Annotated in this window: 17 protein-coding genes; 10 read left to right on the top strand and 7 right to left on the bottom strand. The window is 62.2% G+C overall.

What is annotated here, in order from left to right; genetic code table 11:
* The first annotated feature begins 55 nt into the window (after positions 1-55).
* The 6 genes from K3174_RS00880 to K3174_RS00855 all read left to right on the top strand — a co-directional run bounded on the left by K3174_RS00880 (position 56) and on the right by K3174_RS00855 (position 8,378).
* Positions 56-1,366, top strand: a complete 1,311-nt coding sequence (locus K3174_RS00880; RefSeq protein WP_221554950.1) for an FAD-dependent oxidoreductase — start codon at positions 56-58, stop codon at positions 1,364-1,366.
* A gap of 91 nt (positions 1,367-1,457) precedes the next feature.
* Positions 1,458-3,146 carry a PHA/PHB synthase family protein gene (locus tag K3174_RS00875; RefSeq protein ID WP_221554949.1) on the top strand — a complete coding sequence of 563 codons (1,689 nt, stop codon included), beginning with the start codon at positions 1,458-1,460 and terminating at the stop codon, positions 3,144-3,146.
* 20 nt (positions 3,147-3,166) lie between these two features.
* On the top strand, positions 3,167-4,033 hold the full coding sequence (locus K3174_RS00870; protein ID WP_425594412.1) for an alpha/beta fold hydrolase: 867 nt from the start codon (positions 3,167-3,169) through the stop codon (positions 4,031-4,033).
* Between the two features lie 35 nt (positions 4,034-4,068).
* Positions 4,069-5,556, top strand: a complete 1,488-nt coding sequence (locus K3174_RS00865; RefSeq protein ID WP_221554948.1) for an MFS transporter — start codon at positions 4,069-4,071, stop codon at positions 5,554-5,556.
* Between the two features lie 63 nt (positions 5,557-5,619).
* Entirely contained in the window at positions 5,620-7,371 is a 1,752-nt protein-coding gene (locus K3174_RS00860) for an N-acyl-D-amino-acid deacylase family protein (RefSeq protein WP_221554947.1), read from the top strand.
* A complete protein-coding gene (locus tag K3174_RS00855) occupies positions 7,368-8,378 on the top strand; it encodes a zinc-dependent alcohol dehydrogenase family protein (protein WP_221554946.1) in 1,011 nt (336 codons plus the stop codon). Before K3174_RS00860 ends, K3174_RS00855 begins: the two co-directional genes overlap by 4 nt.
* Here K3174_RS00855 and K3174_RS00850 read toward each other — a convergent pair.
* The 6 genes from K3174_RS00850 to K3174_RS00825 all read right to left on the bottom strand — a co-directional run bounded on the left by K3174_RS00850 (position 8,375) and on the right by K3174_RS00825 (position 13,782).
* Positions 8,375-9,445 (bottom strand): DUF2855 family protein, encoded by a 1,071-nt coding sequence (locus tag K3174_RS00850; protein WP_221554945.1) that lies wholly within the window; start codon positions 9,443-9,445, stop codon positions 8,375-8,377. The two genes, K3174_RS00855 and K3174_RS00850, sit on opposite strands and share 4 nt — an antisense overlap.
* A gap of 55 nt (positions 9,446-9,500) precedes the next feature.
* Complete coding sequence (dnaN, locus tag K3174_RS00845; RefSeq protein WP_221554944.1) at positions 9,501-10,625, bottom strand: DNA polymerase III subunit beta; 1,125 nt, start codon at positions 10,623-10,625, stop codon at positions 9,501-9,503.
* Positions 10,626-10,771: 146 nt separating this feature from the next.
* Positions 10,772-11,524 (bottom strand): 3-oxoacyl-[acyl-carrier-protein] reductase, encoded by a 753-nt coding sequence (gene fabG / locus K3174_RS00840; RefSeq protein ID WP_221554943.1) that lies wholly within the window; start codon positions 11,522-11,524, stop codon positions 10,772-10,774.
* Positions 11,525-11,577: 53 nt separating this feature from the next.
* Positions 11,578-11,850, bottom strand: coding sequence for a GxxExxY protein (locus tag K3174_RS00835; RefSeq protein WP_425594411.1), 273 nt, complete (start codon positions 11,848-11,850; stop codon positions 11,578-11,580).
* Positions 11,851-11,999: 149 nt separating this feature from the next.
* Positions 12,000-12,935 carry an ACP S-malonyltransferase gene (fabD, locus tag K3174_RS00830; RefSeq protein WP_221554942.1) on the bottom strand — a complete coding sequence of 312 codons (936 nt, stop codon included), beginning with the start codon at positions 12,933-12,935 and terminating at the stop codon, positions 12,000-12,002.
* Positions 12,936-12,957: 22 nt separating this feature from the next.
* Positions 12,958-13,782, bottom strand: coding sequence for an LD-carboxypeptidase (locus K3174_RS00825; protein WP_221554941.1), 825 nt, complete (start codon positions 13,780-13,782; stop codon positions 12,958-12,960).
* Between the two features lie 54 nt (positions 13,783-13,836).
* Here K3174_RS00825 and K3174_RS00820 point away from each other — a divergent pair, with 54 nt between their 5' ends.
* Entirely contained in the window at positions 13,837-15,264 is a 1,428-nt protein-coding gene (locus K3174_RS00820; RefSeq protein ID WP_221554940.1) for a glutamate ligase domain-containing protein, read from the top strand.
* Between the two features lie 97 nt (positions 15,265-15,361).
* Here K3174_RS00820 and K3174_RS00815 read toward each other — a convergent pair whose 3' ends face one another.
* Complete coding sequence (locus K3174_RS00815) at positions 15,362-16,300, bottom strand: DUF808 domain-containing protein (RefSeq protein WP_221554939.1); 939 nt, start codon at positions 16,298-16,300, stop codon at positions 15,362-15,364.
* 451 nt (positions 16,301-16,751) lie between these two features.
* Between K3174_RS00815 and rpsF the strand changes: the two genes are divergently transcribed.
* The 3 genes from rpsF to rplI are packed head-to-tail and all read left to right on the top strand — an operon-like array spanning position 16,752 to position 17,979.
* Entirely contained in the window at positions 16,752-17,117 is a 366-nt protein-coding gene (rpsF, locus tag K3174_RS00810) for a 30S ribosomal protein S6 (protein ID WP_221554938.1), read from the top strand.
* The gene (gene rpsR / locus K3174_RS00805; RefSeq protein ID WP_086436027.1) at positions 17,117-17,341 is read left to right on the top strand and encodes a 30S ribosomal protein S18; all 225 of its coding nucleotides are present in this window, start codon (positions 17,117-17,119) and stop codon (positions 17,339-17,341) included. The genes rpsF and rpsR overlap by 1 nt, the downstream gene beginning before the upstream one ends.
* Positions 17,342-17,352: 11 nt before the next feature.
* The gene (gene rplI / locus K3174_RS00800) at positions 17,353-17,979 is read left to right on the top strand and encodes a 50S ribosomal protein L9 (RefSeq protein WP_221554937.1); all 627 of its coding nucleotides are present in this window, start codon (positions 17,353-17,355) and stop codon (positions 17,977-17,979) included.
* The last annotated feature ends 10 nt before the right edge of the window (positions 17,980-17,989 follow it).

Here is a 17,989-nt window from a genome sequence, read left to right as displayed (position 1 = left end):
GCTTGCCACAGGTGTGACACGCGTGCATTGATCGGTGGTCTCGCGGGAGAAAAGCATGCGGCAGATCGCGATCGTGGGTTCGGGCCCGGCGGGCTATTACACGGCGGAAGCGGCGGTTAAGAAATGGGGCGAAGAGGCGCGGATCGACGTCTTCGACATGTTGCCTGTCCCATTCGGTCTCATTCGCTCAGGCGTCGCGCCCGATCACCAGTCGATCAAGGCCGTATCGCGCCGCTACGAAAAAACGGCGATAGGGGACACCGTCCGATTTGCGGGAAATGTCCGCATCGGCAGCGATCTCTCCATCGACAAGCTATCTTCGCTGTACGACGCGGTCATCCTCGCCACCGGGGCGCCCAGGGATCGCAAGCTGGGCATCGATGGCGCGGATACCGGGAACGTCCTTGGCAGCGCCGCTTTCGTCGGGTGGTACAACGGGCACCCCGAATTCGCACAACTCGCGCCCGATCTTTCGGGCAAACATGCAATCGTCATCGGCATGGGGAACGTCGCGCTCGACGTCGCGCGCATTCTGTCGAAGACCGAAGGCGAATTTCTCGGCTCCGATATCGTCGCGCACGCGCTCGGCGCGCTGCGCGCCAGCAATATCGAGACCATCACGATCCTCGGCCGCCGCGGTCCGCATCAGATCATGATGACGCCGAAGGAACTGGGCGAACTCATGCATCTCGAACGCGCCAGCCCGCATGTCGATGCTGCCGACCTGCCGCCGGTCGGCGACGATGCCATTCTGGAGCCGGGACTGCGCAAATCGGTCACGCTGCTGCGCGAATTCGCCGCTATCCCCGAAAGCATCCACGGCGAGAAACCGGTCGCCATAGAGTTCGATTTCTTCGCCAGCCCCAAGGCCGTTCTGAGCGAAGGCGGCAAGGTAACGGCCGTCGAAGTGGAGCGGACCGAGGTCGAAGCCGGTCGCGCCGTGAGCACTGGCGAAACATACCGCCTTCCTGCCGATCTTGTCGTGAGTTGCATCGGCTATCAGACCTCGCCGATTGCGGGTGTTCCCTTCGACGAGCGCGCCGGCCGTTTCGCCAATTCCGAGGGGCGCATCCTGCCGGGCCTTTATTGTGTCGGCTGGGCGAAGCGCGGTCCCAGCGGAACCATCGGCACCAACCGCCCTGACGGCTATGCGGTGATCGACATTGTCGACGAGGATATCGGCACCGGATCGCGCAAACGCGGCCGCGAAGGGTTCGACGAACTGGTCGAGCAGCGCGGCCTCGACATCGTGACATTCCGGGATTGGCAAAAGATCGACGAGGCCGAGATCGCCGCGGCGCGCGAGGGTTCCCCGCGCGAGAAGTTCGTCGATATAGAAAGCATGATTGCCGCGCGCGGCGCATGACACTTGCTTGCATTGAACGCCTGGGCGACGCATGAACTGACACCAGAATAGGCCCAAAAGGGTCATGAAATTACGGGAGAGATTTCTGACGATGGCCAAGCTCGAAGACGAAGCCGCACAATCCACCAGTGCCCTGGGCCCGCTGGTCGGATTGACGAGAGAAGACATTTTCGGCGCAGTGGCCGTCATGCTGCGCGAAACCGCTTCCGATCCGCAGCGGCTGATGAAGCACAGTCGGACAATGGGCGAGGACATGATCAAGATCATGACCGGCAAGAGCGACCTTGCCCCCCATCCCAAGGACAAGCGCTTTCAGGACCCGGCCTGGCAGTACAACCCCTTCATGCGCGCAGGCATGCAGTACTATCTGGCAGTGCAGAAAGGCGCGGCACACTGGCTCGACGACCTGGAGCTCGACGAACTCGAACGCGATCGCGCGCGGTTCATCTCGAATATCATCATCGATGGCCTGGCACCGACCAACACGCTGGCGGGCAATCCGTCCGCTCAGAAGATGGCGATTACCAGCGGCGGGTTGAGCCTGATGAAAGGCCTCAAGAATGCCTATGACGACATGGTCCACAACAAGGGCATGGTCAGCCAGGTTGACAAGAAACCGTTCAAGCTGGGCGAGAATGTTGCAACCTCGAAGGGCGCGGTTGTACTGCGCACCGCAATGATGGAGCTGATCCAGTACGCGCCGACGACCGACGAAGTGTACGCAATTCCGCAGCTCACCATCCCGCCGCAGATCAACAAGATGTATATCAACGATCTCTCGCCGGAAAAGTCGGTGGTGAAGTATCAGCTCGACAACGGCATCCAGACTTTCGTTATCAGCTGGAAGAACCCGAGCAAGGACCAGGGCCATTGGGACATGGCCGATTACGTCAATTCCTGCCGGGAGGCGATGGACGCGGTGAGCAAGATAACCGGCTCGAAAAAAGTAAACGTTTCAGCTGGTTGCTCGGGCGGGCAGACCGCTTCGATGCTCGCCAGCAAGATGGCGTCCGACAAGGATGATCTGCTCGGTGCACTGACGCTGATGGTCTGTGTGCTTCATCCGAAGCAGAACGATATCGAGGCGGGTTCCCTCGTCAGCGAAAATGGCTTGGCCCTCGCCAAACGGCGCGCAGCCAAGAAGGGCATTATCAAGGGTGACGACCTTGCTCGCGGTTTCGCCTGGCTCCGACCGAACGATCTGATCTGGAACTACGTCATCAACAACTACCTGCTCGGCCAGGACCCGCCGGCATTCGATGTGCTGTTCTGGAATGCCGATGCGACGAACCTATCCGGCGCGCTGATGGGCGATTTCCTGACCGTATTCGAAACGCTCGCCTTCACCAGAAAGGGCGAAGTCGAGATGGTCGATCACAAGATCGATCTGTCGAAAGTCACCAGCGACCTTTTCATCCTCGGCGGTGTGACCGACCATATCACGCCATGGAAGGCGACCTATCGCTCGACCCGCCTGTTCGGCTCGAAGGACGTCACCTACGTGCTCAGCCAGTCGGGCCACATGCAGGCCATCCTCAACCCGCCGGGCAACCCCAAGGCGAAATACTACATTCAGAGCGACCCAAAGAAGAAACTCCCCGACACCGCCGACGATTGGCTCAAGGGCACCGAGGAGGTGGCCGGAAGCTGGTGGCCCTACTGGATGGAATGGCTGCAGGCGCGTGCAGGAGCAAAGAAAAAGGCACCGGCAAAGCTGGGTAATAGAGGCTATGCGCCGCTGGACCCAGCCCCGGGGCAATACGTTATGGAAGCCTGCTGAGCAGCTGCAAAGGACCCCGCGTGACCACATCCAAGACTGACCCGATGACTGCAACCATTCGCATGATGGAAGCAGGTGGCAGGACATTGCGCGTTGCGCATTGGCGGCTGGACGAGACATCGGATCATCCGCCAATCCTGTTCTTCAACGGCATCGGTGCGAATATCGAAGCCGTCGCCCCGCTGGCCGAAATGCTCGCAGAACGGGCCTTCGTGATGTTCGACATGCCCGGCACGGGCGAAAGCCCTGATCCGACCATGCCTTACAACCCCTTCACCATGAGCTGGACGGCGCGCCTGATCCTCGACGAACTCGGCGTCGAAGAAGTGGATGTGATGGGCGTGTCATGGGGTGGTGCGATGGCGCAGCACTTTGCGCTGCAATATCCCAAGCGCACCCGCCGCCTGGTGCTGGCGGCCACCACTGCGGGCATGCTGATGGTGCCGGGCAATCCCGCCGCACTGACCAAGATGGCCAATCCGCGCCGCTATATCGATCCCAAATTCATGAACGAGCATTTCCAGACGCTCTATGGCGGGGTCGATCCGGATGGTCAGGCACATCAGAAGGACAGCCATATCGGCCGCCTCAAGCCGCCCTCCCCGCGCGGCTATTTCTACCAGCTTATTGCCATGCTGGGCTGGACCAGCCTGCCCGCCCTGCCCTTCATGAACAAGGAAGCGCTGGTGATGATGGGCGATGACGACCAGATCGTGCCGCTGGTCAATGGCCGCATTCTCGCCTCTGCCATTCCCAACGCGAGGCTCGAGGTGATCGAGGGCGGCGGGCATCTGTTCCTGCTGACCCATGCCGATGACAGCGTCGCCAAGCTGCGCGCCTTCCTCGACGCTCCGGCAACACAGGCAGAGCTGGATCGCGCAGCCTGAGCGGACACGAAAACGGGATCGGGAGAGAAACGACGATGGCCACCGATCCTGCACTTGCGGCAAATCCGCTTGCCAGCCAGCCCATCCGGCAATCGACCGGCGAAGGCGGGGCTCTGGGCAAGACCGGATTTGCCTGGGCGGTGTTCGAATGGGCCCGCAATCCCTACTACATCCTGATCGTCATCTACATTTTCGCGCCCTATTTCGCGCGTGACATTATCGGGGCGGACCTGCTGGCGAGCGGAGCGCTCGACGGTTTACCCGCGGACGAAGCGCTCGCAACCGCCAATGCGCAGGGACAGGCTACCATCGCCTCGGTCACGAAATGGGCCGGTTTCATCGCTGCGATGACAGCGCCTTTCCTCGGCGCGGCGCTCGATCGCGGAGGACGGCTCAAACCGATCCTCGCGATCTTCCTCGGTTCGATCACGATTTGCTCCGCGATGCTGTGGTTTGCCATGCCCGGTGGCGAGGGCTTGCCGGTGGCTATGATCATGACGCTGCTGGTCATCGCCTATGTGAGTTACACCTACTCGGAAGTGACCCATAACGCGATGTTGAGCGTTTCCGGCGAACCGCGACGGCTGGCAATGATCTCGGGGCTCGGCCTCGGTCTCGGCAACGGTGCGGCAGCGTTGATTTTCCTCGCCATCGCATTGCTGTTCGTTCTGCCGGCGATGACCGGTTGGCCCTTTGCCGTACCGCAATTCGGCGTCGACCTGACGAAGTTCGAGCATGCCCGCCTCGCCGGCCCCATCTGCGCAGCGTGGCTTGCACTCTTCTCGATCCCGTTCTTTCTGAACGCGAGGGATCCAGGCGTCCCGGACGCGAGCTGGGCCAGGGCTTTCCGCGAAGGCGCCCGCAGTGTCTGGCGCACCGTGCGCGAGGCTGCAAAGTATCGCGAGCTGCTGAAATTCCTGATCGCACGCATGTTCTATGCCGATGGAATGGCGGCTCTGCTGGCGCTCGGTGCGGTCTATGTCGCACTGTTCCTTGGGTGGAATTTCCTCGAAATGCTCTGCTACGCGATCTTCGCCAGCGCGTGCGCGTTCGCGGGAGGAATTTTTGGTGGCTGGCTGGAGGAACGGGTCGGCGTCAAACGCGCATTGGCGCTGGAAATTTTCGCAATGGTCGTCGTCGGTCTGTTCCAGCTTAGCATCACTCAGGAGAGCCTGCTGTTCGGCCTCGTCGCCAACTTCACCGTCTGGGACGGCATCGTGTTCCCCACCTTGTCGGACCTCGTCTATCTCGGCTCGATCAGCGTGATTGCGGTGACGGCGACCGCCAGCATCTCCTCGAGCCGCACCATGCTCGTTACCCTCGCCCCGCCCGGCCGCAGTGGTGAATTCTTCGGGCTCTATGCCATTGCAGGGACGATCACCGTCTGGATGGGCCCGCTGCTTGTCGAGCAATTCACGCTGTGGTCGGGCGATCAACGGATCGGTATGGTTTCGATCCATCTGCTCTTTCTTATCGGACTCGCCGCATTGCTGACCGTCCGAATGCCGGAACGCGCTACCTAAACACCGCTGGACTCATCGGTTGCAATGTGGAACCTTCTTCTATGGAGAGAGGAGCACGTAATCATGCCCGCATACGACCTGATCATTCGCAACGGCACCATCGTCGATGGGACCGGCCGTGACCGCTTTACCGGCGACATCGCCATCAGGGACGGTTTGATCGCTCAAGTCGGCGAAGTCGGCGGCGATGCGACGGACGAAATCGATGCGGGCGGAAATCTCGTTACGCCAGGGTTCGTCGACATCCACACTCACTATGACGGTCAGGCGACGTGGGATCAGGAAATGGCTCCGTCGAGCTGGCACGGCGTGACCACGGTCGTGATGGGCAATTGCGGTGTCGGCTTCGCCCCTGCCAAGCCCGACAAGCACGAGTGGCTGATCGGCCTGATGGAAGGCGTGGAGGACATTCCCGGCACCGCACTTGCCGAGGGGATGAGTTGGGATTGGGAAACCTTCCCCGAATATCTCGACGCGCTGGAGAAATTGCCGCGTACGGTCGATGTCGGCACGCACGTGCCGCACGGCTCCGTTCGCGCCTATGTACTCGGCGATCGCGAACGGCCCGGCGCCGTCCCGACCGAGAGCGACATCGCCGAAATGAGCCGTATCGTCGAGGAAGGCGTGCGCGCCGGCGCCCTTGGCTTCTCCACCTCGCGCACCGTGCTGCATCGCGACATCGATGGCGAAGTCGTCCCCGGCACTACCGCGACGGCGGAGGAACTGGTGGAGATCGGGCGCGCCATGGGCCGTGCCGGACACGGTGTCTTCGAAATGGCGTCCGACATGATGCGCGAATGGGACGAATTCGGCTGGATGGGCAAGATGAGCCGCGAAACCGGCCTGCCCGTTACCTTTGCCGCGCTACAGTCGATCGCCAAGGAACTGCCGCTCGACGAACAGATCGCCAGCATGCGGGCGGAGAACGACAATGGCGCCAATATCGTCGCGCAGATCGCGCTGCGCGGCAACGGCATCGTCATGGCGTGGCAGGGCACCGTTCATCCCTTCCGCCTGAAACCGAGCTGGAAGGAAATCGAAGGCCTGTCCTGGGAGGAGCAGAAGGCGAAGTTGTTCGATCCCGAATTCAAAGCCAGACTGATCGCCGAGCAGCACGATTTTTCCGAGGTCAATCAGGACATTATCGGCCTGATCATGGTCGTATGCGGCGGCTGGAACATGCAGTTCGAGATGGACCCCAGCTTCAATTACGAGCCGACCGCCGCGGAAAGCATATTCGAACGCGCCAAGGCAGCGCGCATGTCCGGCGACGAATACGCTTACGACCTGCTGTGCCGCGACGATGGGAAAGGCTTCATCTACCTGCCCATCCTTAACTATGCCGACGGCAATCTCGATTTCCTGATGGACCTCCAGCAGTCGGACGATACGGTGAATTCGCTGTCGGACGGCGGTGCGCATTGCGGCACGATTTGCGACGCAGCCTCGCCCACCTTCATGCTGCAGCACTGGGTACGCGACCGCTCGCGCGGCACGATCACGCTGGAAAATGCGATCAAGCGCCAGTGCAGCGACACCGCGCGGCTCTATGGCCTCGAGGATCGCGGTATTCTCGCGCCCGGCTATCTCGCCGATCTCAACATCATAGATATGGACCGCATCCAGCTAGGCAAGCCGTGGCTCGCTTTCGACCTTCCTGCCGGCGGCAAGCGCCTGCTGCAGAAAGCCGAAGGCTACGTCGCCACGATCAAGAACGGCAAGGTCACGTTCCGCGATGGCGAATGGACGGGCGAGACGCCCGGCGGCCTGATCCGCGGCCCGCAGCGTGTCGACATGCTCGAGGCAGCCGAATGAAGGCCATCCGCACCGGCGCAACCCCGTCGACGCTCGAGGCTCTGGAATATGGCGATGTCGCCGACCCGCGTGAGCCGGGGCCCGGCGAGATCACGGTCGAGCTGAAGGCCAGTTCGCTCAACTATCACGATTATGCGGTGGTCAAGGGCATGATCCCGTGCAAGCAGGGACGCATCCCGATGTCGGATGGCGCGGGCGTGGTTGTCGCGATAGGCACCGACGTGACCGAATTCTCCGTCGGCGATCCGGTAGTAAGTACCTTCTTTCCGGAATGGCTCGACGGTGGTCCGCCCACGACCGCGTTCACCCGCGTTCCCGGCGACGGGATCGACGGTTATGCCTGCGAAGCGGTAACTGCGCCGTCCACCTGGTTTACCCGCGTGCCGAAGGGATATGGTCACGCGGAGGCGGCCACGCTTACCTGCGCCGGGCTGACTGCCTGGCGGGCCCTGTTCGTCGACAACGCGATCAAGCCCGGCGACACTGTGCTGGTTCAGGGCAGCGGCGGCGTGTCGATCTTCGCACTGCAATTCGCCAAGGCTGCGGGCGCCACGGTCATCGCTACCAGTTCGAGCGGCGCAAAGCTCGAGCGGCTGCAAAGTCTCGGTGCGGATCATCTGATCAATTATCGCGAGGTCGAGGCCTGGGGGCCGAAGGCGCTCGAACTGACCGGCGGGCGCGGGGTGGATTGCGTCGTCGAGATCGGCGGCGCCGGTACGCTCGACCAGTCGATGCTGGCGACGCGCGTTGGCGGGCACGTCGCATTGATCGGCGTGCTGGCAGGGTTCGCCGGACCCGTCCAGACGGGACTGCTGATGGCCAAGAACCTGCGCGTCCAGGGCCTGACCGTAGGCAGCCGCCAGCAGCAGCTCGACATGATTGCCGGGATCGAGGCCAACGGCATCAAGCCGGAAATCTCCGACAGATTCCCGCTCGAACGGCTTGCCGACGCGTTCCGGCATCAGGAAAGCGGGAGCCACTTCGGCAAGATCGCGGTGGAGATCTAGGGCTCGATCACGATCCCCCTGGCCGGATCGACGCTGCCACCAACCATCTCGGCAAACACGTCGCGAGCGGCAGCCAGGCCGGCGCGCCGCTCTATCGTCACGCTGTCACCTGCATCGGCCAGGAATGCGTGCCAGCTTTCCGCAATCTGTCGGCCCGCCGCTTCGGGGCCTAGCGACTTGAACAGCGCGACTGCGTGATCGGGGGCAAAGAACAGTGTTGGCGTAGGTCCGGGCATGTCGCCGGCACCCCCGCCCCGTTCCTCGATATGCGTCGCGCCGACGAGGCAGGAATATTTCAACGCATCGCCCAGATGTTCGTGGAGCGATTTCAACAGACCGGCATTGCCAGCGAAATCGACCGAAACGCTCGCCTCTGCGGGCAGGTCGGCAACGTCTCCGTAGGCCAGAACCTCGTCATACAGCCCGCTCTCCTTGACGAAGCCGATATTGCCTGCCGAGGTCAGGCCGATGCGTTTTACCGAGGGAGAGCGGTGCTTGGCCACGCTCGCCAGACCCATCGCCGTTTTCGACGACGCACTCGTCAAGATCACCCGGGTTGCGCCGAACCAGTCTTCCGAGCGCATGAAGTATTCGATCAGAAAACCGGTCTTGAACAGGGGCCCGAAGATCATTCGCTCGCCCTCGCGGGCCGGGTCATGCTCCGGGTCTGCCGCAAGGCGTGTATAGCTATTGTAAACCGGGCTCATCGGCTGGCGATGGTCGGCCATGTCGGTGAAGCCACCCGTTGTAACCTTACCCGGCAGTACATCGAGATGCGTAGCCATCGGGAGATAGCCGTAAACCCGTTCGTCCACCGCAATGTCGGGATCCTTGCTCTCGATCACGCGGGCATGGCCCCACATCGGGACGATGCCCATACCGTCGGGCGCGGGAAAGAAGTTCCAGTAACCGAAGGCGTCGCCGACCACCGCATAGGTCACGTTGTTGGCGGTGACCGAGAAGCTCTCGATGGCAAGCCGCACCGCACCATCGGCGAGTGCTTCCAGCTCGCCGTCCACGATTTCCGTTTGACCGATGGCATCCTTGCGGACGTGAACCTGCTGCATTCGTCTCTCTCCTTTGCGCGAGACGCTAGCGGCAGGTTCGCATCAATGCGAGCGCTTAGACCCGCATCGGCATAAGGACGTAAAGCGCGGGCGAGTTCTCGTCCTTGCGGATCAAAGTGGGCGCGCCGGCGTCGGCGAGGTGGATCTCCACGGCATCGGCATCGATCTGCCCGAGAATATCCTTTAGATACATTGCATTGAAGCCGATCTCGAACCCTTCGGAACCATACTCTGCCGGAAGTTCTTCGGTCGCGGTGCCATTGTCCGGCGAGGTTACGGTCAGCGTCACCTTGTCCTTTTCCAGGCCCATTTTTACCGCGCGGGTCTTCTCGGTGGCGATGGTTGCCACGCGGTCGACACCCTCGTGAAAGCTCTTGGGATCGAGTTTCAGGAGTTTGTCGTTACCCGTTGGAATAACGCGCGAATAATCGGGGAAGGTTCCATCGATCAGCTTGCTGGTCAGGACTACACCGCCTTCGCCGCCCAAGGTGAAGCGGACCTTGCTGGCCGAAAGGTCGATCTGGACGTTCCCGTCCATCTTCTCCTCGAGCAGCTTGCGCAGTTCGGCCACGGCTTTGCGCGGCACGATCACATCGGGCATCCCCTCTGCGCCGTCGGGGCGCGGCAGGGTGAAGCGCGCAAGACGGTGGCCGTCGGTCGCAGCGGCCTTGAGAACCGGCTCGCTGTCGTCCGAGACGTGGAAGAAGATGCCGTTGAGATAGTACCGCGTCTCTTCGGTCGAGATGGCGAAGCGCGTGCGGTCGATCAGTTCGGCCAGCGTTTTCGCGGGCAGTTCGAAACTGGTCGGCAGATCGCCCTCGACGATCACCGGGAAATCGTCGCGCGGCAGTGTCGGCAGCGAGAAGCGGCTGCGCCCGGCCTTGATCGCCATGCGGTTTTCGGCAGCTTCCAGGCTGACCTGCGACCCTTCGGGCAGCTTGCGCGCAATGTCGAACAGCAAGTGGGCCGAAACGGTGATCGCGCCGGGGCTGTCGACGCTGGCGCTCATATGTTCGACCACCTGCAGATCGAGGTCGGTCGCCATGACCTTGAGCGAATTGTCGCCATCGGCCTCGATCAGCACGTTCGAGAGAATGGGGATCGTGTTGCGGCGTTCTACGACCGACTGCACGTGGCTTAGACAACGCAGCAGGGTCGCGCGTTCGATGGTGGCCTTCATGGTGCTACTTTCGTCCCTTTTGGGTGCACGGCAGGCCGGAATCGCCCACCAGCGCCGGAATATGGACGGTCACCCTAGCGGGGCAGTCGGGGGGAGCAAGCCGCAACCGGCCCGCTCCCGATTTCCTTGGGGAAAAGTGGGTGGAATCAGCCCATCATCGCCATGCCACCATTCACGTGCAGCGTCTGGCCGGTGACATAGGCAGCCTCGTCGCTGGCGAGATAGGCCACGGCAGCGCCGATTTCGTCGCCCTCGCCCATCCGCCCCATCGGGATGCGTGCATTGATCGCGCCCTTCTGGTCGTCGGTCAGGGCATCTGTCATCGCCGTACGGATGAAGCCCGGCGCAACGCAGTTGACCGTGATGTTCCGGCTGGCGAGTTCCTGCGCCAGGCTCTTCGACATCGCCGTCAGACCGCCTTTCGCCGCGGTGTAGTTCATCTGGCCGGGATTGCCCGTGTGACCGACCACGCTGGTGATCGAGACGATCCGCCCACCCTTCGCCTTCATCATCGGCCGGGCGCTTGCGCGCATCAGGCGGAAGCTGGCCTCCAGATTGACGCGGATTACGTCATCCCACTCCTCGTCCTTCATCCGCATGGCGAGATTGTCGCGCGTGATGCCGGCATTGTTGACGAGGATATTCATGCTGCCGAGCGTATCGACCGTGGCCGGAACCAATTCCTCGACCTGCGTCGTGTTCGAGAGATCGCAGGTAATCTCGACATGGTCATGACCGAATTCGTCATTGAGCTGTTCGCGGAAGGCGCGAAGCTTGGCCGCATTCGAGCCCGACAGCGCCAGCCGCGCGCCCTGCTTGGCCAGCGCATAGGCGATCGAAGACCCGATCCCGCCGCTTGCGCCGGTAACGAGGGCAGTCTTTCCTTCGAGTGAGAACATATTCGACTCCGGAGTTTTACAGGCGCTCGCAAAGGCGCGAAGGCGCAAAGATGTTAGCGGTTATGATTGTTCACGACGCGGCGAATACCCTCCTTCATGGTTTCGCCGGAAAAATTGAGTAGCAGGCCCAGTGACCTGTCGGTCAGGCGCAAATACGTCAGCAATTGCTTGGCATGCAAGTTCACCAGGCGCTCGACGGATTTGATTTCCAGAATCAACGTATTCTCGACAAGGATATCTATGCGGAAAGCTGCCGGATAGCGATTGCCACCGAACATGATATCGACCGGCTGCTGCCGGTCGACCTTCAATCCACGATCGTTCAACTGCCCCGCCAAAACGGTTTCTTAGACGGTTTCCAGAAGTCCCGGGCCCAGTTCACGATGAATGTGGATGCATTCATCCACGACGATACGGGCAGCCTGTTCAACGTCGATACACATGATCTTTGCGCCTTTGCGCCTTTGCGAGCGCCTCAAATGCCCTTCGCGAAATTTTCCAGATCTTCCATCGTGACGAGGCTCACCGTGTTCGCCTCCTTGTCGATGCGACCGACCATGGGGCCGAGTACCTTGCCGCCCAGTTCGACGAACAGCTCGACGCCGGCCTCGCGCATGGCGATCACGCTTTCGCGCCAGCGGACGCGGCCGGTGATCTGGTCGACCAGCAACGCCTGCTCTTCCGCCGGATCGGTCACGCGCGCGGCGGTCACGTTGGCGAACAGCGGAACAGTGAAAGCCTGCGGCGGCGTATCGTCCAGCGCCCGCTTCATCTGCAGAGCGGCCGGGCTCATTAGCGAACAGTGGAACGGCGCCGATACGGGCAGCTTGATTCCGCGCTTGATACCGTGATCCTTGGTCATTTCGATGGCGCGGTCGATCGCTTCGGCATGGCCCGAAATGACCACCTGCGTGGGATCGTTATCGTTGGCGACTTCGCATACCTGCCCCTGCGCGGCGACGTCTGCCAGCGCGGTCGCCTTCTCGATATCCGCGCCGAGCAGCGCGGCCATGGCGCCCACGCCGATCGGCACCGCATCCTGCATGGCGATACCGCGCAGGCGCAGCAGCTTGGCCGTATCGGTCAGCGAGAACGCGCCCGCGGCACATAGCGCGCTGTATTCGCCGAGCGAATGGCCCGCAACGCAATCGGCCTTGTCCGCCAGCGCCACGCCGAATTCCTTTTCCAGCACCCGCGCGGTAGCGACCGAATTGGCCATGATCGCCGGCTGTGCGTTGGCGGTCATGGTAAGCTCGCTTTCCGGGCCGTCTTTCATTAGGGCCGACAGCTTCTGCTTGAGCGCCTCGTCCACCTCCTCGAAAACCTCGCGGGCATGCACGCTGGCTTCGGCAAGATCGGCGCCCATGCCGACCTTCTGGCTGCCCTGGCCGGGGAAAATGAATGCAGTCATGGTAATCTCCTCGAGGGAGCGCCTAGGCGCGTGAGCCGCGCGCCTCAAGTCCGAAGGGGACAATTGTGTTGGCAGCATCGTGCCCGATATCCGCCCGCCCGAGATACGGAATGCCGCTGCGTCCGCACCAATCCTGCGCGATGGCAACCTCGTCGCTGCCGAAGGGGCGGTCGTTCTCCGGCACGTCCCCGATCCGGCCGAGGCGCAATCCGGCGATCCCTTTCAGATGCTGCGTGACGTGGAAGAACAGGCGGTCGACGGCATAGAGATGCTCGGCCACCTCCTCGACCATCACGACATGTCCGGCGAGATCGGGTGCGAGTTCGGTACCCACCAGCATGGCCAGCGTCGTCAGGTTGAACGCGACGGCCGGGCGCTCGTCGAGATGCGGTTCCAGCCCGCCCGTCTCGCCCTTCAGCCAATCCAGCGCCCGCTCGACGGTACCCTCGCCGCCCTCGCGCCGGATATCCCCCGCCAGCGGCCCATGCGCGACCCGTCCGATCCCATGCTTGTAGAACGCGCCGAGCAGGAAACCCGTGTCCGAATAGCCGAGATACGACTTTGCCCGCGCCGCCCCGTTCATCTGCGCCACCGCACGCGCGGCAATGCGATTCGCGCCGTATCCGCCCATTGCGAACCACACCGCGTCGAAGCCCGGATCGTTGGCGCATTCGAGCAAGGCGGCGAGCCGGACATTGTCGCTCCCCGCGAAATGCCCGTACTCAAGGAAGCACTGCTCGTGGAAATGCAACTCCACGTCCGTGCGCCCGGCAACCAGCGCCTCGACCGCGTCGGCCCGTTCGCGCTTCAACCGTTTCCCGGGGGCGCAGATCGCAATTTTGACCATCTGCGCGTGCTAGCGCGCTTGTGTCGGGCGGCACAACTCAATAGCTGCACCGGCATGAGCGATATGCCCACTCCAGACGAATTGTTCGCCCGCCCCTTCTTCTTCTGCGGGATCGGCGGCTCGGGAATGCTGCCGCTGGCGCAGATACTCAAGGGCCGTGGCTGCACCGTCGAAGGGTCTGACCGTAGCAACGACCAGGGCCATACGCCGGAGAAATTCGGCGCGCTGGTCCGGCAGGGTTTCACGCTCCACCTGCAGGACGGCAGCGGAATCGTCTCGTCTGAGCAGATCTTGGTCGCCAGCGCCGCGGTGGAAGATACCGTGCCCGAAGTGCAGCTAGCCAAGGAGCTCGGCTGCCTGCGCCTCACGCGGGCGGAGCTGAACTCGATCCTTTTCAACACGAGCGGGGCTGGTCTTGCGGTCGCAGGCACCAGCGGAAAATCGACCGTCACCGGCATGCTCGGCTGGATCCTCCAAGCCTGCGGACGCGAACCGACGATCATGAACGGCGCGGTGATGAAGAACTTCGTCTCACCCGAGCGTCCTTACGCCAGCGCCGTGGTCGGCGGGCAGAGCCTCTATGTCAGCGAGGTCGACGAAAGCGACGGGTCGATTGCGCTCTATCGCCCGGCCGTCGGCGTGCTGCTCAATGTCAGTCTCGATCACAAGAGCATGGACGAACTACGCCAGTTGTTCGGCGACTACCTTTCGCGGAGCCGCATTTCGGTGATCAATGCCGACAATGCGGAGGCACTCGCCCTCCTGCCGCATGCAAAGGAGGTCATCACCTTCGGCATCGAGCAGGAGGCTGCCCAGATCGGCGTCGTGCCCGGCAGCATCGCCGAAGGCCCGATGCGGCAGGCGGCCCTGGTACTCGATCGCCACGACGGCAGCGAACATGCTCTCACGCTCAACCTGCCGGGCAGGCATAACTTGTCCAATGCGCTCGCGGCGATAGCGGGTGCCGCGGCAGCGGGTATACCGATCACCAAGGCGGTCGAAGCGCTGGCCGGGTTCGAAGGACTTGCGCGGCGGTTCGACATCGTCGGCACCACCGTCTCGGCCATCACCGTGATCGACGATTTCGGCCATAATCCTGAGAAATGCGCCGCCACTCTGCGCACGCTCAAGGCGCATCCGGGGCGGGTGATCGCGTTCTTCCAGCCACATGGCTACGGACCGCTGCGCCAGATGGGCGACGAACTGGCCGAAACTTTCGCCACGGAACTGGGCCCCTATGACCTGACCATATTCTGCGATCCGGTCTATTTCGGCGGCACCGTCGATCGCAGCGAAGGCAGCGAGCGGATCGTTCGGCTGATCGAGCAGGCGGGCGGGGCGGCGGAATATATCTCGCAGCGTAAATGCGTCGGCGACCGCATCGTGAGCATCGCCAAACCCGGCGACCGGATTGTGGTGATGGGCGCGCGCGACGACACGCTGAGCGGGTTCGCGCGAGAGGTGTTCCTGCGGCTGTCGTAGCCGCGCGGCTCACGCACCGAATTGTCAGATTGTCCCGAACATGATAGCCGGTCCGAGCGATACGACATTCCGATATCGGGCCTTCATTCTCTGGCTGCTAGTGCACACCGATCTTCAGCACCTTGTGCAGCACGAACACGATGATCGCGCCCAGCGCCAGGCCGGTCAGCGCGGAAAGCCCTGCGAAGGTCACCCAGCCCAGCAAGCCTCCCGCCGCGCCGGCAATGTCCGACACGCCATGCTGAATGCCCTCGATCCAATGCTCCGGGCCGGCAATGCCGATTTCGGCAAGACCGTGGAGGATGATCCCACCCCCGACCCACAGCATGGCGATGGTGCCGATGAAGCTCAACGCCGTCAGCAGCATCGGCATGAAAGCAACCAGCCCGCGCCCGAAACGCTGGACCAGCTCGGATCGCTTCTTCGCCAGATGAAGACCGATATCGTCCATCTTCACGATCAGCCCGACAACGCCATAGACACAGACCGTTACCGCGACCCCGACCAGCGCCAGCACCCCTGCCCGCGTCAGCAGATCTTCGGCTGCAACCTCGTTGAGCGTGATTGCCATGATCTCGGCCGACAGGATCAGGTCGGTGCGTATCGCGCCCGAGATACGCTGCTTTTCGAAGGCGACCGGGTCGTCGACCACGTCGTCGACGGTCTGGCCGTGTTTGTCGCCACCCAGCTTTTCCAGCACCTTCTCCGCCCCTTCGTAGGACAGGTAGGCACCGCCCAGCATCAGGACAAAGACGATGGCGGCAGGCAGGAACTCGCTAAGCAGCAGGGCACCCGGCAACAGGATAAGCAGCTTGTTCTTGAGGCTGCCCAGCGTGATGCGCCAGATGATCGGCAGTTCGCGTGCCGGGGAAAGACCGGTGACATAGGACGGAGTGACCGCAGCATCGTCTATCACCACGCCGGCGGTCTTCGACCCGGCCCGGCCCGCAGCCGCGGCAATATCGTCGACCGAAGCCGCCGCAGTGCGCGCGATGATCGATACGTCGTCCAGAAGGGCTACCAAACCACCGGGCATTGCGCGTCCTTGTTTCGTTGAGGCCGGGTGGTGCTTGCCCGCCTATCGTGCGCGACGCAACCGGCATTCGGCGCTGTCCTACACGGGCGGGCAATGGCATGCAGGAGTAGTATCGAACACGCCACACAGTATTGGTCAGCCAGTTCGAGGCGGCCAAATCTCATATCCCGGAGGTCACGAGCCAGCATGAGATCGCAATTTCGAAAGGTGACACTTTCAAACATCGGATTTTATATAAATACCTGTATTGATTGATAAACGCGGCTCTTACGAGTTTTTTCTCCCCCGCCGGTCTGCGTCAACCTCTCACCGTGCTTATCCCTTGCATTCTCGGCCAATCCGGCTATGTGCGCGCATCCCTCGCGTCCAGCAGGGATTCGAAGAAAGCCGGAGGGGCCCCGCAATCCCGCGGATCAGCCAGCGATCGGCCATGAAGTGAAAGGACAAGGGCATGGCTCTTTACGAGCATGTTTTCCTGGCGCGACAGGACCTGAGCCAGGCTCAGGTGGACCAGCTCGCCGCCACCGCTACCGAGATTGTCGAGAACAACGAAGGCAAGGTCACCAAGACGGAGACCTGGGGCCTGAAGAGCCTCGCATACAAGATCGACCGCAACCGCAAGGCGCATTTCGTCATGCTCAACATCGAGGGCCCCGGCTCCGTCGTTGCCGAGCTCGAGCGTCAGACCCGCATCAACGAAGACGTCATCCGTTACATGACGATCGCCGTCGACGAGCATGAAGAAGGTCCCAGCGTGATGATGCGCAAGAACGAGCGCGATTCGAAGAAGCGCCGCGAACGTGAGGAGCGCGACTGATGGCCCGCCCGTTTTTCCGCCGCCGCAAGTCCTGCCCCTTCTCGGGCAAGAACGCACCGAAGATCGACTACAAGGACACGCGCCTGCTGCAGGGCTTCATGTCCGAACGTGGCAAGATCGTCCCCAGCCGCATCACCGCCGTCAGCGCCAAGAAGCAGCGTGAACTGGCCAAGGCCATCAAGCGCGCGCGCCACATCGGCCTGCTGCCGTACATCGTGAAGTAAGGAGAACTTCGATGGATATCATTCTCCTTCAGAGGATCGAAAAGCTCGGCTCGATCGGCGACGTCGTCACCGTGAAGGACGGCTATGCCCGCAACTTCCTGCTCCCGCAGAAGAAGGCCCTGCGCGCCAACGAAGCCAACAAGAAGGTCTTCGAAGCGAACCGCGATCGCCTGGAAAAGGAAAACGCGGAACGCCGCACCGAAGCCGAAAAGGCCGGCGAAAAGGTCGACGGTGTCGAGATCGTCCTGATCCGTGCTTCGTCGAACACCGGCCAGCTCTATGGCTCGGTCAATGTTCGCGATATCGCCATGTCGCTGGCCGAAAAGGGCCACGACGTCGACAAGAAGCAGGTCATCATGGGTGATCCGATCAAGTCGATCGGCATGCACGAAGTGCGTATCGACCTGCACCCCGAAGTCTCGGTCACGATCAAGGCCAATGTCGCCCGCTCGGACGACGAAGCCGAACTGCAGAGCCAGGGCGTCGACGTGATGGCACAGATGTTCGAAGACGAACAGCGCGAGATCGAAGAACAGGCCGAAGCCAATCGCATCGACCCGACGCTAGAGCCCGGCGAAATTCCCGCCGATATGCTCGAAGACGCGGCCGACGCGAACGAAGAGGAAGCCGAGGGCTGATCTTCGTCAC

Source organism: Qipengyuania qiaonensis (assembly GCF_019711515.1).
Classification (GTDB): domain Bacteria; phylum Pseudomonadota; class Alphaproteobacteria; order Sphingomonadales; family Sphingomonadaceae; genus Qipengyuania; species Qipengyuania qiaonensis.
This window is presented reverse-complemented; position numbering and strand designations above follow the sequence as displayed.

Bases quoted from the DNA above. Each gene is read 5' to 3' on its own strand.
- K3174_RS00880 (WP_221554950.1), top strand. From the start codon at position 56: ATGCGGCAGATCGCGATCGTGGGTTCGGGCCCGGCGGGCTATTACACG.
- K3174_RS00875 (WP_221554949.1), top strand. From the start codon at position 1,458: ATGGCCAAGCTCGAAGACGAAGCCGCACAATCCACCAGTGCCCTGGGC.
- K3174_RS00865 (WP_221554948.1), top strand. From the start codon at position 4,069: ATGGCCACCGATCCTGCACTTGCGGCAAATCCGCTTGCCAGCCAGCCC.
- K3174_RS00860 (WP_221554947.1), top strand. From the start codon at position 5,620: ATGCCCGCATACGACCTGATCATTCGCAACGGCACCATCGTCGATGGG.
- K3174_RS00855 (WP_221554946.1), top strand. From the start codon at position 7,368: ATGAAGGCCATCCGCACCGGCGCAACCCCGTCGACGCTCGAGGCTCTG.
- K3174_RS00850 (WP_221554945.1), bottom strand. From the start codon at position 9,445: ATGCAGCAGGTTCACGTCCGCAAGGATGCCATCGGTCAAACGGAAATC.
- dnaN (WP_221554944.1), bottom strand. From the start codon at position 10,625: ATGAAGGCCACCATCGAACGCGCGACCCTGCTGCGTTGTCTAAGCCAC.
- fabG (WP_221554943.1), bottom strand. From the start codon at position 11,524: ATGTTCTCACTCGAAGGAAAGACTGCCCTCGTTACCGGCGCAAGCGGC.
- fabD (WP_221554942.1), bottom strand. From the start codon at position 12,935: ATGACTGCATTCATTTTCCCCGGCCAGGGCAGCCAGAAGGTCGGCATG.
- K3174_RS00825 (WP_221554941.1), bottom strand. From the start codon at position 13,782: ATGGTCAAAATTGCGATCTGCGCCCCCGGGAAACGGTTGAAGCGCGAA.
- K3174_RS00820 (WP_221554940.1), top strand. From the start codon at position 13,837: ATGAGCGATATGCCCACTCCAGACGAATTGTTCGCCCGCCCCTTCTTC.
- K3174_RS00815 (WP_221554939.1), bottom strand. From the start codon at position 16,300: ATGCCCGGTGGTTTGGTAGCCCTTCTGGACGACGTATCGATCATCGCG.
- rpsF (WP_221554938.1), top strand. From the start codon at position 16,752: ATGGCTCTTTACGAGCATGTTTTCCTGGCGCGACAGGACCTGAGCCAG.
- rpsR (WP_086436027.1), top strand. From the start codon at position 17,117: ATGGCCCGCCCGTTTTTCCGCCGCCGCAAGTCCTGCCCCTTCTCGGGC.
- rplI (WP_221554937.1), top strand. From the start codon at position 17,353: ATGGATATCATTCTCCTTCAGAGGATCGAAAAGCTCGGCTCGATCGGC.